The 12,717-nt window shown below is 69.3% G+C and carries 14 protein-coding genes and 1 pseudogene; 6 read left to right on the top strand and 9 right to left on the bottom strand.

The genetic code is table 11. The annotated features are described in order from the left end of the window. Window positions 1-231 precede the first annotated feature (231 nt). On the bottom strand, window positions 232-846 hold the full coding sequence (locus tag ACFQEV_RS18670; protein WP_379699292.1) for a LysE family translocator: 615 nt from the start codon (window positions 844-846) through the stop codon (window positions 232-234). Window positions 847-895: 49 nt separating this feature from the next. Then, window positions 896-1,852 (bottom strand): D-2-hydroxyacid dehydrogenase, encoded by a 957-nt coding sequence (locus tag ACFQEV_RS18665; protein WP_379699289.1) that lies wholly within the window; start codon window positions 1,850-1,852, stop codon window positions 896-898. Window positions 1,853-1,989: 137 nt separating this feature from the next. Between ACFQEV_RS18665 and ACFQEV_RS18660 the strand changes: the two genes are divergently transcribed. Next, window positions 1,990-3,390: a signal recognition particle protein Srp54 gene (locus tag ACFQEV_RS18660; RefSeq protein ID WP_379699287.1), complete on the top strand. Its 1,401-nt coding sequence runs from the start codon at window positions 1,990-1,992 to the stop codon at window positions 3,388-3,390. Window positions 3,391-3,625: 235 nt separating this feature from the next. Next, a complete protein-coding gene (locus ACFQEV_RS18655) occupies window positions 3,626-4,588 on the top strand; it encodes an AAA family ATPase (RefSeq protein ID WP_379699284.1) in 963 nt (320 codons plus the stop codon). Window positions 4,589-4,657: 69 nt separating this feature from the next. Here the strand turns inward: ACFQEV_RS18655 and ACFQEV_RS18650 are convergent, their stop codons facing one another. Genes ACFQEV_RS18650 through ACFQEV_RS18635 form a run of 4 tightly spaced genes read right to left on the bottom strand, consistent with a single transcriptional unit; the run spans window position 4,658 to window position 8,152 of the window. Further along, window positions 4,658-5,356, bottom strand: a complete 699-nt coding sequence (locus ACFQEV_RS18650; protein ID WP_379699281.1) for a DUF7519 family protein — start codon at window positions 5,354-5,356, stop codon at window positions 4,658-4,660. Next, window positions 5,353-6,618, bottom strand: coding sequence for a DUF58 domain-containing protein (locus tag ACFQEV_RS18645; protein WP_379699278.1), 1,266 nt, complete (start codon window positions 6,616-6,618; stop codon window positions 5,353-5,355). The genes ACFQEV_RS18650 and ACFQEV_RS18645 overlap by 4 nt, the downstream gene beginning before the upstream one ends. Beyond that, window positions 6,615-7,346, bottom strand: coding sequence for a DUF7269 family protein (locus ACFQEV_RS18640; protein WP_379699275.1), 732 nt, complete (start codon window positions 7,344-7,346; stop codon window positions 6,615-6,617). The genes ACFQEV_RS18645 and ACFQEV_RS18640 overlap by 4 nt, the downstream gene beginning before the upstream one ends. Then, on the bottom strand, window positions 7,343-8,152 hold the full coding sequence (locus ACFQEV_RS18635; protein WP_379699272.1) for a DUF4129 domain-containing protein: 810 nt from the start codon (window positions 8,150-8,152) through the stop codon (window positions 7,343-7,345). Before ACFQEV_RS18635 ends, ACFQEV_RS18640 begins: the two co-directional genes overlap by 4 nt. 249 nt (window positions 8,153-8,401) lie before the next feature. Here ACFQEV_RS18635 and ACFQEV_RS18630 point away from each other — a divergent pair, with 249 nt between their 5' ends. The 4 genes and pseudogenes from ACFQEV_RS18630 to ACFQEV_RS18615 all read left to right on the top strand — a co-directional run bounded on the left by ACFQEV_RS18630 (window position 8,402) and on the right by ACFQEV_RS18615 (window position 11,246). After that, window positions 8,402-8,983: a magnesium transporter gene (locus ACFQEV_RS18630; RefSeq protein WP_379699269.1), complete on the top strand. Its 582-nt coding sequence runs from the start codon at window positions 8,402-8,404 to the stop codon at window positions 8,981-8,983. Further along, window positions 8,984-9,541, top strand: a complete 558-nt coding sequence (locus ACFQEV_RS18625; RefSeq protein ID WP_379699265.1) for a magnesium transporter — start codon at window positions 8,984-8,986, stop codon at window positions 9,539-9,541. Between the two features lie 132 nt (window positions 9,542-9,673). Continuing rightward, a pseudogene (locus ACFQEV_RS18620) lies at window positions 9,674-10,658 on the top strand (nucleoside recognition protein). A gap of 66 nt (window positions 10,659-10,724) precedes the next feature. Beyond that, window positions 10,725-11,246: a gamma carbonic anhydrase family protein gene (locus ACFQEV_RS18615; RefSeq protein WP_379699263.1), complete on the top strand. Its 522-nt coding sequence runs from the start codon at window positions 10,725-10,727 to the stop codon at window positions 11,244-11,246. Window positions 11,247-11,275: 29 nt separating this feature from the next. Here ACFQEV_RS18615 and ACFQEV_RS18610 read toward each other — a convergent pair whose 3' ends face one another. From ACFQEV_RS18610 to ACFQEV_RS18600, 3 genes are all read right to left on the bottom strand, one after another. Further along, on the bottom strand, window positions 11,276-11,689 hold the full coding sequence (locus ACFQEV_RS18610) for an RNA-binding domain-containing protein (RefSeq protein ID WP_379699261.1): 414 nt from the start codon (window positions 11,687-11,689) through the stop codon (window positions 11,276-11,278). Then, window positions 11,686-12,264, bottom strand: a complete 579-nt coding sequence (locus ACFQEV_RS18605) for an AAA family ATPase (RefSeq protein WP_379699258.1) — start codon at window positions 12,262-12,264, stop codon at window positions 11,686-11,688. Before ACFQEV_RS18605 ends, ACFQEV_RS18610 begins: the two co-directional genes overlap by 4 nt. Window positions 12,265-12,290: 26 nt before the next feature. Next, window positions 12,291-12,717 (bottom strand): hypothetical protein (locus tag ACFQEV_RS18600; protein WP_379699256.1); only part of this gene is annotated, 427 nt, incomplete at its 5' end.

The following is a 12,717-nucleotide window of genomic DNA, read 5'->3' as shown; positions in this document are numbered from 1 at the left end:
TTTTTTTTTTTTAATTCGGCGATGCACCGGACGCGACCGACGTCGCCCACGGCAGTTCCGTTAGCGTGGCTAGAATAGCTGATACGAATGCCGCGTTGAACACGTCCTCTGTACCGAACGGTCGTTCTTCGATAACCAACCGTCGAGGCGTGTCGAACGCACGTCCGCTATTCAGCGCGGCCGCCGGAGTTACCCCTGTCACCGAGAGCTTCGACGCCGACCCCTCCGTTTCTACTCCGCGGCGAGTGCGACGCCGAGTGCGACCATCGTGCCGCCGCCGACCCAGTTGAGTCCCGACGAGAGGCGCGTCGATTCGAGTGCGCGCCCGACGCGCCCGGACGCGAGGGCGACGGCCGAGAGGTACGCCGCCGTGAGTGCGGCGTACGTCGCGCCGAGAAGCGCCATCCTGACTTCGGCACCCGCCCCCGCGCCCGCAAACCCCGGGAGGAACGCGAGGAAGAACAGCGCCACCTTCGGGTTCAGGGCGTTCACGAGGACGCCCCGGCGGAAACTCCCCTCGGGGTTCGTCTCCACCTGCGGGTCGAACTCGCCCTCGCGGAGGGCGGAGACGCCGAGGTAGACGAGGTACGCCGCGCCGAGGTACTTCAGGAGTCGGTACGCCGTCGGCGCGGCGCGGAGGAGGGCGGCGAGTCCGAGCGTCGCCGCCGCGGTGTGGAGCAACACGCCCGCGGAGATGCCGAACGCCGACCGGACGCCCGCGCCGCGGCCCTGCATCCCCCGCGCGAGGACGTACATCGTATCGGGGCCGGGCGTGAGTACGAGGGCGATCGCCGCGCCGCAGAACGCGAGATAGGTGGCCGCGGAGAGTCCAACGACGGAGGCCATGCGCGCACGTTGTCGGTCCTGGTAGAAGAATATCCGGCCCGCGGGGCGGTTACGGCAGCACCTGGTTCTTCAGTCCCTCGTAGGATCCGTCCGCCTCGATTCGCTCGACGTTCTCCGCGAGGATGTCCGCGAGGCGGGTCCAGTAGTGCGGCGTGTACCCCGCGACGTGCGGCGTGATGAGGACGTTCTCGAACTCCCAAAGCGGGTGGTCCGTCGGGAGGGGTTCGGGGTCGGTCACGTCGAGGCCCGCCCCCCGGAGGTCGTTCCGCCGGAGTGCGGCGACGAGGGCGTCGGTGTCCACCACGCCGCCGCGGGCGACGTTGACGAGGACGGCGTGGGACGGAAGCGCGTTCAGGGCGTCCCGGTCGACGAGTCCCCGCGTCGTCTCCGTCAACGGGCACGCGAGGACGAGGTAGTCCGCGTCGGTCGCCGCCGACTCTATCTCGTCGAAGCCGACCACCTCGTCGGTCGGGCCGCCCTTCTCGGGCGTGTGACGCACGCCGACGGTGGTGACGCCGAACGCGTCCAGTCGCTCCGCGACGGCCTGCCCGATGGCGCCCAGTCCGACGACCGCGACGGTGGACCCCTGCAGTTCGCCGAACGCCTGGAAACTCCGCCACTCGCGCCGTCGCTGTCGGCGGATACCCTCGTCGAGGCGGCGGGCGAACATCAGAAGCCACCCGACGACGTGTTCCGCGATGTTCGGGCCGTGGACGCCCGAGGCGTTCGTGACGGTGACGCCGCGCGCCTCCAGTTCGTCGAGGGGGAGGTGGTCGTACCCCGCCGCGGCGCAGGCGAACAGGCGGAGTTCGTCCGCCGCGTCCAACACCTCGTCGGGGAGGCTGGATCCGGTGATAATCGGCGCGTCCGCGGCCAATTCGACGGCTTCGTCCGTCGTCTCCGGCAGGCGAACCGTCGCGTCGGGGAGGCGTTCGCGGAGTGCGTCGGCGTACTCGTCGGCGGGGAGGCCGTGGGCCGACTGGTCGAGGACGAGGATGGTAGTCATCGACAGACGACTCGGGCGGATTCGGGTTAGGTGTTGGCCCCGCCGGCGAGAGGCGGCCGCGCCGCCGAACCCGGCCGTCGAACGGTGTCCGAGCGACGGATAAAGCCTTTACACGTCGCCTCGCGTAGACTGTTTCAATGGTACTCGACAATCTCGGGAGCTCCCTCCGCGGCAGTCTCGACAAGCTGCAGGGGAAATCTCGTCTCTCGGAGGAGGACGTCGAGGAGATCGTCAAGGAGATTCAGCGCTCCTTGCTCTCCGCCGACGTCGACGTGAGCCTCGTGATGGACCTCTCTTCGTCCATCAAAGAGCGCGCGACGGAGGAGGAACCGCCGGGCGGCACCTCCGCGCGCGACCACGTCCTCAAGATAGTGTACGAGGAACTCGTCGGTCTCATCGGCGAGTCCACCGAAATCCCCCTCGAACCGCAGACCATCATGCTGGCGGGTCTGCAGGGGTCCGGGAAGACCACCACCGCCGCGAAGATGGCGTGGTGGTTCTCGAAGAAGGGCCTCCGCCCCGCCGTCGTCCAGACGGACACGTTCCGCCCCGGCGCGTACGACCAAGCAAAGCAGATGTGTGAACGCGCCGAGGTGGACTTCTACGGCGACCCCGACGAGGAGGACCCCGTCAAAATCGCCCGCGAGGGCCTCGAAGAGACCGACGACGCCGACGTCCACATCGTGGACACGGCCGGTCGGCACGCCCTCGAGGACTCCCTCATCGACGAGATCGAGGACATCGAGTCCGTCGTGAACCCGGACCTCTCGCTTCTCGTCCTCGACGCGGCCATCGGGCAGGGCGCGAAGGAACAGGCCCGCGAGTTCGACGACTCCATCGGCATCGGCGGCGTCGTCATCACGAAGCTCGACGGGACGGCGAAGGGCGGCGGGGCACTGACCGCCGTCAACGAGACGGACTCCTCCATCGCCTTCCTCGGCACCGGCGAGACGGTGCAGGACATCGAACGCTTCGAGCCGAACGGCTTCATCTCCCGCCTCCTCGGCATGGGCGACCTCAAGCAGCTGTCCGAACGGGTCGAACGCGCCATGGCCGAGACCCAAGAGGAGGACGAAGACTGGGACCCCGAGGACATCATGAAGGGGTCGTTCACGCTGAAGGACATGCAAAAACAGATGGAGGCGATGAACAAGATGGGTCCGTTGGACCAGGTCCTCGACATGATACCGGGTCTCGGCGGCGGGTTGAAAGACCAGCTACCGGACGACGCGATGGACGTCACGCAGGACCGCATGCGCTCGTTCGACGTCATCATGGACTCGATGACCGAGGAGGAACTGGAGAACCCGCGCGTCATCGGCGCGTCGCGCGTCGAGCGCATCTCGCGGGGGTCCGGTCAGGACGAGGAGCTCGTCCGCGAACTGCTCCAACAGCACAAGATGATGGAGCGCACCCTCAAGCAGTTCCAAGGGATGGGCGACGGCGACATGCAGCGCATGATGAAGAAACTGGAGAACCAAGGCGGCGGTGGCGGCGGCATGGGCGGTATGGGCGGCCTCGGGCCGTTCGGCGACTGAACGCTCGTCGGCCGACCGCCGCCGACGAAACGCCCCGACGGAACGTCTTTCTCTCCTCTCTTCCGACCGCGCCGTCAGCCTTGCGTCCGACGAATGCGCCCGCGGTCGGGCGGTAAGGCAGACGTTAAACGGCGGAACGGCCGACTGCCGGACCTCTACGGGCGGTCCCGCGGCGCGCCCGGTCGGCCGGCTTTACTGACGGTCTACTAATGCTCCGTACGGGTGTCTTCCCTCTATGGACGTCGCAGACTGTTCGAGACAGTGCGAGATGATTCTCGACGAACTATCGAACGCGGTCATCGCCGACCGCTCGGTGTTAGAGACGATACTCGTCGGCTACCTCTCGCGGGGTCACGTGCTCTTGGAGGACGTGCCCGGGACGGGGAAGACGCTCACCGCGCGGTCGTTCGCGCGGGCGCTCGGGCTCTCCGCTTCGCGGATACAGTTCACGCCCGACCTGCTCCCCGCCGACGTGATGGGGACGCACGTCTTCGACGAGCGGACGAGTTCGTTCGACTTCCAACCCGGCCCCGTGTTCGCGAACGTCGTCCTCGCCGACGAGATAAACCGCGCGTCGCCGAAGACCCAGTCCGCCCTGCTGGAGGCGATGGAGGAGGGGCAGGTGACGGTGGACGGCGACACGTACGAACTCCCGGACCCCTTCTTCGTCATCGCGACGCAGAACCCCGTCGAACAGGAGGGGACCTTCGAGCTGCCGGAGGCGCAGAAGGACCGCTTCATCGTCAAGACGAGTCTCGGCTTCCCGGACGAGGAGGGCGAGCTCGAAATCCTCGACAGGCGGGCCGACCGGACGGAACAGACGCCCTCCTCGGGCAAGGTCTGCTCGGATGGGATGGCGGAGGCGCTTCGACAGTCGCCCGAACGCGTCCACGTGGGGCGCGAGGTCCGACGCTACATCACGCGGGTGACGCGGGCGACGCGGGAGGACGGCCGCGTTCGCTCCGGCGCGTCGCCGCGGGCGACGCAGCGACTGTTCGAGGCGAGTCGCGCCGTGGCCGCCGGGGACGGGCGCGAGTTCGCGACGCCGGACGACGTAAAGCGGATGGCCGAGCCGGTGTTGGCGCACCGACTCGTTCTCACGCCGGACGCGCGCGTCGAGAACGTGGACAGGCGGGACATCGTGGCGGACATCCTCGGTAGGCTGGACGTGCCGTCCGTCGAGCGCCGAGTTCAGTGACGAAGTGGGGCGAGGAGCGGTAGAAGAGACCGGAAAAACGGGATGTGACGGTCCCGGGGTGCGTTCTGCTCAGTTCGACAACGCGAGCAGCAGCGCCACCGCGCCGCCGAGCAACAGCAGCAACCCGACGAGGGGGACGTCCGTCACGTTCAACTCGGAGACGCCGAACGCCGCGACGACGACGGCCGCGCCGTACGCCGCCGTCGCACCGGAGTGGCCGAGTTCGACGGGCCACGCCCGCGCCCGCCGGCCGACGTGTTCGCCGAGGGAGACGGCGTTCTCGCCCGCGTCCCACGCGACGACGGTGGCGGCCGTCGCGGCCAGCATCTGAAGGGCCTCCACGCCGGTCATCAGTCCGGTGAGGAGGACGCAGACGACGAGTGCGCCGCTTCCGGCGCTGACGAGGCGGCGCGGTCGAACCCTCGGAACCGGAGCGAGTCCCGCGCCGAGGAGGCAGACGCCGAGCAAGCCGGCGGCGACGATGAGGCGGTTCGGTAGCGTCTCTGCGCCGAGGACGCCGACGCCGACACCGCCGACGGTCAGCCCCGCGCCGACGGCGAGGAGCACCGCGCCGAGCGACCGGCTCCCGTCGCCGCGGACGTTCGCCGCCGCCCGCGCCGCGAGCGCGCCGAGGAGGACGAGTACGAAGGCGGCACCGAGCGAGAGCATCGACCCCGCGCCGTCGGGGAGGACGAGGAGCACCGCGCCGACGGCGGCGGCGAGGGAGGCGGCGCTTCCGACCCGCGTGGGGTATGAGAGGTACGTCACAGGCCGCGCTCCTTGGCCCGGAGCAGTTCCGGGCCGAGCGGTTCGTTCGGCGACCACGAGACGACGGTCACGCCGCCGCTTCGGAGCCTGCGCACCCGGTCGTCGCGTTCGACCGCCGCGAAGCGACTGCCGGGCGTGTCCTCGGCCGTCACGTCCGGACAGACCACCGTCACCGCGGTTCGGCCGTTCTCCAGTTCCAGCGCGAACGACGCCACCTCCTCGTCGGTCAACGGCGAGAAGAGGAACACCTGCGTCTTCTCCCCGAGGCGGCGGCGAATCTCCTCGAACTGCCCGCTCGTGGACCACTCGGCGTCCACCGACGGCGGCACCGTCGAGAACGCGGGGTGACTCGCCATTAACTGGCGGGCGTCGGCGAGGTGGTCCGTCCCTCGGCCGGGTCGGTGCCAGCAGAGCTCCCGACCGACGGCCGCCAGACCGACGGCGTTTCGGCCGCTTCCGACCGCCGTCAGCAGTTGCGAGATGGCCTCCCGGCTACAGGCGACGGCGTTCGGTTCGTCCTCGTCGGCGGCGCGGTACGCGGAGGGGCGGGCGTCGAGACAGAGCAGCACCGACGCCGGACGCTCCTCCCGGAACTCGACGGTGGACAGTTCGCCCGTCTTCGCCCGGCGCTTCCAGTCGATGCGGGACATCGGGTCGCCGGAGTGGTACTCGCGGGTCTTGTGGAACTCGATGCCGCTCCCGCCGTCGGCCGTCAGCACCCGACCGCTGCCGAGCGTCGTCTGCTCCCGGAGCGGAACCTCCGGGACGGCGGCGGCGCACTCGATGGCGGCGTCCGCCGAGACGCTCGTCTCGACTTCCGTCGCGCCGGTGACGTCGCGGGCGACGGCCGTTGTGGGATCGAACTGGTGGCGGCCGTGCTCGGCCTCCACGGCGTAGGAGAACTCCGTCGTCGAACCCGGGCGGAGGACGGCGGCGTGCCGCGGCGTCCCGTCGCTGACGCTCAGCATCGGCGGGACGCCGTCCACGATTCGGAGGTCCGAGAGCGTCGAGTCGCCGACGTTTCGGACCCTGACGGTCACCGTCACGTCCTCGCCCGCGGCGGGGTCGGTCGGCGTGACCGACCGCGACACGTCGAGTTCGACTGACGGCGGTGACCGGAGCCACGGGTACGCCGCGAAGCCCGCGCCGACCGCCCCGGCGAGCAACACCAGCGGTTGCGTCGCGAACACGCCGACTGCGCTGGCGAGCAAGGCGACTGCGGCGACGCCGCGCCACCGCCGCGTCCGGCGGACTGTCGTCATCGCGCACCTCCGGACGCGTTCGCAGCGTTGGCGGCGTTCGCAGCGTTCGGGGCGTTCGCGGCGTCGGCGGCGTCGGCGGCGTTCGTCGCACTCGCGGTCTCGGCGGCGACGCCAGCGGCGTCGCTTCTACTTCCGGCTTCGCGCCCGTCGAGGCGACTGACTTCCTCGGCCGCGCGCCGCGCGCCGCGTTGGAACAACGACCGGTGCGTGAGGAGGGCGGCGAACCGCGCCCGCAACGGCGGGCGCCGGGAGTCGCTCACGAACGCCGCCGCCGTCGCGTCGTCGGTCCACTCGCCGCTCTCGACCATCGCGTCCGCTCGCTCCCGGGAGACGTTCTCCCGCCGCATCACCGCTCGCTCGGCCGCCCGCCGAATCCGGTCGCGGAGTCGCTTCTCCTCCTCGGTGGGGCGGTGCGGGAGCAGGTGTATCCGCTCCGTGACGGTGCGGTCGAAGCGAACGCCGGGGTAGGAGGCGTGCTGGACCGTCTCCGGTTCCGGCATCGTCGCTTGGTCGATGCCGTCGAGTCCCCGGAGGGCGACCACCGCGACGACGAGGACGGTGGCGAGGATGCCGACCGCGGCCGCGAGTACGTAGTCGCTGCCGACCGCGTCGACGAGGGCGTCTGACGGGATGGCGTCTCCGACGGCCGGCACCGCGACGACGAGCACCGCGAGCGAGAACACGGCGATGCCGACGAGGCCGAGCGCTATCCGGACGCGTCGCCTCATCGCTCCTCACCTCCGTCCGCCCGGAGGTCGGTCCGCACGTCGAGGCGGGCGAGGTTGCGCCGCACCTCGTCGCGGCGGTCCTCGGTCACCTCGCGTTCGCCGTACTTCACCTCCTCGAAGACGCGGCGAATCCGCTGGACGGCGTCGGGGTCGAGGCCGTTCTCGACGGCCGCGGCGGCGCACTCCGCGGGCGTCTTCCGCCACGGGTTATCGACGCGCGTCGCGCCGACGACGGTGAGCCACGCCCGTTCGATATCGTTCTTCGGCGCGGGGACGCCCACGGGCTCGTCGGGGTCGTTCCCCTCGGGCGGTTCGAGGAACGACGCCACCCGGTCGCGATAGTAGACCAGGAGCGCCAGGACGAGGACGGCCGCCAAGAGCGGCAGCCAACTCTGTCCGGGGTCGGGGATCTCGCCGATGCCGCCGACCGACTGCTCGGGCTGGTTGCCCTCCGAGGAGCTGGAGCCCGCCGGCTTGTTCTTCTCTACGTCCTTCTGCTGTTGCCCGGAACTCCCGTCGTCGCGCCGTTGGTGCCTCTGTTCGGATCCGTCGCCACCGCTCGCCTGCTTCGTCATCGACCCGTCCGACGATTTCTTCGTCGACGCGCCGCCGGACCCCTCCTCGCCGGTCATGGCCCGCTTCAGCGTCCCGGTGTCCGACTGGCTGAGGGGGATGAGGTCGTGTCCGACGTTGATGACTTCGTCCGGCGTCGAGGAGACGGACGATTGGAGCGTCGTGGAGGCGACGCCCACCGATGTGATGCACGCGAACGCGACGACGAGCGTTGCGATTGCTCGTACGTTCATCTTCGTGTTCGTCGCGGTCTCTCTCCGACTCGTTCCGTTGGGACGACGGGATACTGCGGGGGGGTCGTATCCGTCGTCGCGACTGGCGAACAACTCACGTCGGTACGAGTCGTCGGTTGTACGGCCTAAGGCATTTTTTGGAGGTGTACGGGACTCTCAACGAAACTAACTGGTAGTTAGCGACCCCCTTCTCCCGCTCGCTCGTCGCCAGACGCCCGACTTTTTACGTCCCCGTACGTTCGTCCGACCATGACACTACGCGACGCCGCCGCCGAGGCGTACCGGGAGGCGCTTCCGGCGCTCGTCGCGTCCGTCGGCGGCGGCCTCCTCGCCGGCGTCGTCCTCAGCGGGATGGAGGCCGAACTCAAAGCGGTCCCCGGCCTCCTCGTCATCGTCCCGGCGCTCCTCGCCACGCGGGGGAACGTCTACGGTTCGCTCGGCGCGCGAATCGCCACCGCGCTCCACCAGGGTCTCATCGAACCCCGCCTCTCCGGGGCGGACGAACGGCTCCGCGCCGCGGCGGCGGCGGCGTTGGCCAACGGCGTCCTCGCGTCGGTGTTCGCCTCCGTCGTCGCGTACGTCCTCCTCCTCGTCCTCGGCCGAGACGTCGCCTCCCTGGGAGTGCTCGTCGGCATCGCCCTCGTCGCGGGCGTCCTCTCGGGACTCGCGCTCACGGGCGTCGTCGTCGCCGTCGTCTTCGCGGGCTACCGCCGCGGGCACAACCCCGACACCCTCGTCGGCCCCCTCGTCACCACCACCGGCGACGTGTTCGGCGTCCTCTTTCTGCTCGTGGCGGTTCGGTTCGTGCTGCTCGTCGGGGGTGTCGTCTGAATGCGGACGGAGTGGACGGTCCGGGCCATCACCCGGGCGATGCTCCCCGTCCTCTTGCTCTTGACGCTGGTTGAACTGGGGAGCGGACTCGTCCTCGGGAGTTTCGAGGCGCAACTGTACCGGTACCCATCGCTGCTGGCTCTCGTCCCCGTCACCATCGGCACCGCGGGTAACCTCGGGAGCATCCTCGCGGCGCGCCTCTCGACGGCGTTCCACCTCGGGACGCTCACGTTCGACCCGACGGACGAGGAACTGGCCGGCAACTCCCTCGCCACCGTCGCCCTCTCGGTGACCGTCTTCCCCGTCATCGGCGTCGGCGCGTGGGGGCTGACGGCGCTTCTCGGCGGGGTCCAACTCCCGGTTACGACCGTCGTCGCGGTCTCCCTCCTCTCGGGCATCGCCTTGGCGTTCCTCGCCATCGGCGTGACGATGGCGACGACGTACGCCGCCTACCGGTTCGGGCTCGACCCCGACGACGTGGTCATCCCCGTCGTGACGAACACCTGCGACGTCCTCGGCGTGGTGGTGCTCTTCGCTTCCGTGCAGTTACTCGTGTGAGCGAACTGAGACCCGAACGCGGCGGTACCCGGACGGTGTGCGGTTCGTCCGCCCTCGTCGTCTCCGTCGAACTCGGGCCCCCTCTTTCGCCGAATCGACGGCGATTAGGTCCGTCGAACCCGACTTCCGCACGTGCAGGTCGCCGAAACGCTCGGGTCGCTCTGGCCCGTTCTCGCGGAGGTTCTCCCGCGCGTCGCGAGCATCGCCGCCCTCATCGCCGTCGGCGTGTTCCTCGCGAACGTCGCCGTCGGGTTCGGCTTGGTCCAGTACGTCGCGGCCGTCTCGCGGTACCTGACGCGCCCCGCGAACCTCCCCGACGAGGTGGGCACGGCCATCTTCACCACCGCCGCCTCCACCACCGCCGGGTATGGGATGCTCGCCGAGTTCCGAGAGTCCGGCATGCTCGACGACAGGGCGACGCTCGTCGCCGTCACCATGAACACGTTCTTCGGGTTCGTCCAGCACATCTTCACCTTCTACGTGCCCGTCCTCGTCCCGATTCTCGGGCTGGAGGTCGGACTGCTGTACGTCGGGACGCGGGCGGCCATCTCGTTGGCCATCACCGCCGTCGGCGTCCTCGCGGGCGCGGCGTTCCTCTCGGAGCGAAACGTCGATCGGACCGCCGCGGCCCAGACGGACGGCGGCCCGGACGCCGACGGCGAGGATTCGCCCCACGAAGTCGTCGCGGCGGCGGCGCGGAAGACGTGGCCGAAACTGAAGCGCATCGTCCCCCGTCTGGTCGTCGTCTACCTCGTCGTGACGCTCCGTCGTCCGGACGACGGACCTCGAAGCACTCACCGCCGCGGCGGACCCCCTCGCGACGTTCGTCGGACTCCCCGGCGCGTCCATCCCCGTCATCGCGGTGTTCGCGTTCGACACCACCGCGGGCGCGGCCACCATCGCCCCGATGGTCGGCGAGACGTTCACGCCGCGGACGGCGGTGGCGACGATGCTCCTCGGCGGCATCGTCTCCTTCGCCGTCTCGACGTTCAAGCGCTCCATCCCCTTCCAGTACGGCATCTGGGGCCCCCGATTCGGGTCGAAAGTCGTCGCCGTCAACACCGCTCTGAAGGTGGTGTTCATCGCCGTCGCGTTGGTGTTCCTGCTGACCGTCTGACCTCGCTCCGACCGATATCGTCGGGCGCTACCAAATGACAAGATGCTGCGGCACCAACCGTCCCGTATGGACAGCAGAACGTACGAGTTCGAGGGGGTACGACCGGAGATTCACGAGGACGCCCGCGTGAGTCGGGAGGCGACGCTCGTGGGGGACGTGCGAGTCGGCGCGGACGCCAGCGTCTGGCCGGGCGTCGTCCTCCGCGGCGACGTGTCGGGCGTCCGCGTCGGGGCGGAGTCCCACGTCGGCGACAACGCGGTGTTGCACGCCGCCACGCTCGGAGAACGCGTCATGATCGGTCACGGCGCGGTGTTGAACGAGGCGCACGTCGAAGACGGGGCGTTGGTCGGGTTCAACGCGACGGTGAACACCGGCGTCAGCGTCGGCGCGGACAGCATCGTCGCCTCCGGTACCGTCGTCCCCGAGGAGTACGAGATTCCGCCGGCGTCGTTCGTCCGCGGCGTCCCGGCGCGCGTCACGCCCCTTTCGGAGACGGACGTGAACCCGACGGAGACGTTCGAGGCGTACCAGTCGGGTGCGTACACCGACCTCGCCTCGCGGCACGCGGAACTGTTCGAAGGAGAGTGAGACGAGGAGCGTATGCGGGACGGCCCGACCTACCGGTCGAAGTCCAACGGTTTCCCGTCCTCGGTGGGCGGGGCGATGTGGTCGATGAACTCCTCGACGGACGGTTCGCGGACGTCGACGTGGACTTCGATGTCGCCGAGTTCGTCGGGGTTGCCGACGGCGAAGTTGACGACGCCCTTGAACGCCGCCTGCTTCTTCAACGCGAAGGAGAAGCCGTCCCCGTCGGCGCGTTTCTCGAACTCCCGGCGGGCGGTGTCGAGTATCTCCTGTTCGTGCAGTCGTTCGGAGAACCGGTCTAACGAGTGGGTCTCCCCGACCAACTGCCCGGCCTCGTGTTCGAACTCGACGCCAGGAAAGAGGTTGCGCACGGCGTCTTCGACCCGGTCCGTCACTTCCGTCTCCCTGACCGGCGCGACGATTCGTGCCTCGATGCTGTATATCATTCTGTCACCTCGTTTCTCTCGCGGAGCGCCTCGGGTCCCTCGCGCAGGAGCGTCAGCACCCGTTCGCGGAACCGGTCCAGCGTGTCGGTGTTCTCGATGCGCACGTCCGCGCGGTCCATCGCCTCGCCCATGCCGAAGCCGAGTTCTCGCTCCTCGCGGGCCCTCAACGCCTCGCGGTCCAAGTCGCTGTCGTCGCGCGCCCGGTCGAGCAACCGTTCGGCGCGCACCTCGAAGGGGGCTTCGATGCTCGCGAGGACGAACTCGTCGCCGAACGCCATCTCGAAGCAGTCGAGTTCGACGCCCGAGCGCAGGCCGTCCACGAGGACGACGTCGGCGGTTTCGAGTTCCGCCTCGATGAGCGGTAGCGACCGCTCCGCGATGGCCGCCGGACCGTTCTCCTCGCGGAGCGCGGTGGCAATCTCGCCGTGGTGTTCCGCGGGGTCGAGTCCGCGTTCGCGACACTCCTCGCGGATGACGTCGCCCATCGTCACGACGGGGATGCCCTCCTCGCGGGCGACGGCGGCGGCTTCGCCCTTGCCGCTCCCCGGGAGGCCCACGGTTCCGATGACCTTCATCGTCGCCAGTTTCACGTCTGCCGGACTTAGGGCTGCCGTTCCACCTTTTTCCGCCTCGGGTTCGCTTCGCTCACCCTCGGCGCAAAAATCTGGACCAAAAAGGCCGCTCGCTCCCTCCGGTCGCTCGCGGTACGACCTGCTATACTGCCGAACTCCAATCCGGCGACGATTTCTCCTTCGGGCGACTGTCTTCTCGTGTGAACGACCGCTCCCTCGTCGTCCGCGCCCCGGGTTCGTCCTCGTCGGGTGGTCTGGGCGAACGCGGCGTCGTTCCTCGCCGTCACCGTCACCAGACGACGTCTGGTGGCCTGCCGAAGTGACTTCGGCACCGTCGTCGGCCTCCCCGTCGCGGTGTGAATGCTCAACCGCTTGCCCGCGGTCACCTCGCTGTACCGCTTCGACGGGTAGCGGACGAAACCCACATCGCTTTTCATCTGTCGGGGTTTGTGTGAG

Origin of the sequence: Halopelagius fulvigenes, from assembly GCF_042662625.1 — an archaeon.
GTDB classification, from domain to species: domain Archaea; phylum Halobacteriota; class Halobacteria; order Halobacteriales; family Haloferacaceae; genus Halopelagius; species Halopelagius fulvigenes.
This window is presented reverse-complemented; position numbering and strand designations above follow the sequence as displayed.

What these genes read in the sequence shown, in the direction of transcription:
- ACFQEV_RS18665 (WP_379699289.1), bottom strand. Translation starts at nt 1,852, where the DNA reads ATGACTACCATCCTCGTCCTCGACCAGTCGGCCCACGGCCTCCCCGCC.
- ACFQEV_RS18640 (WP_379699275.1), bottom strand. Translation starts at nt 7,346, where the DNA reads ATGAGGCGACGCGTCCGGATAGCGCTCGGCCTCGTCGGCATCGCCGTG.
- ACFQEV_RS18655 (WP_379699284.1), top strand. Translation starts at nt 3,626, where the DNA reads ATGGACGTCGCAGACTGTTCGAGACAGTGCGAGATGATTCTCGACGAA.
- ACFQEV_RS18670 (WP_379699292.1), bottom strand. Translation starts at nt 846, where the DNA reads ATGGCCTCCGTCGTTGGACTCTCCGCGGCCACCTATCTCGCGTTCTGC.
- ACFQEV_RS18635 (WP_379699272.1), bottom strand. Translation starts at nt 8,152, where the DNA reads ATGAACGTACGAGCAATCGCAACGCTCGTCGTCGCGTTCGCGTGCATC.
- ACFQEV_RS18605 (WP_379699258.1), bottom strand. Translation starts at nt 12,264, where the DNA reads ATGAAGGTCATCGGAACCGTGGGCCTCCCGGGGAGCGGCAAGGGCGAA.
- ACFQEV_RS18630 (WP_379699269.1), top strand. Translation starts at nt 8,402, where the DNA reads ATGACACTACGCGACGCCGCCGCCGAGGCGTACCGGGAGGCGCTTCCG.
- ACFQEV_RS18610 (WP_379699261.1), bottom strand. Translation starts at nt 11,689, where the DNA reads ATGATATACAGCATCGAGGCACGAATCGTCGCGCCGGTCAGGGAGACG.
- ACFQEV_RS18645 (WP_379699278.1), bottom strand. Translation starts at nt 6,618, where the DNA reads ATGACGACAGTCCGCCGGACGCGGCGGTGGCGCGGCGTCGCCGCAGTC.
- ACFQEV_RS18660 (WP_379699287.1), top strand. Translation starts at nt 1,990, where the DNA reads ATGGTACTCGACAATCTCGGGAGCTCCCTCCGCGGCAGTCTCGACAAG.
- ACFQEV_RS18615 (WP_379699263.1), top strand. Translation starts at nt 10,725, where the DNA reads ATGGACAGCAGAACGTACGAGTTCGAGGGGGTACGACCGGAGATTCAC.
- ACFQEV_RS18625 (WP_379699265.1), top strand. Translation starts at nt 8,984, where the DNA reads ATGCGGACGGAGTGGACGGTCCGGGCCATCACCCGGGCGATGCTCCCC.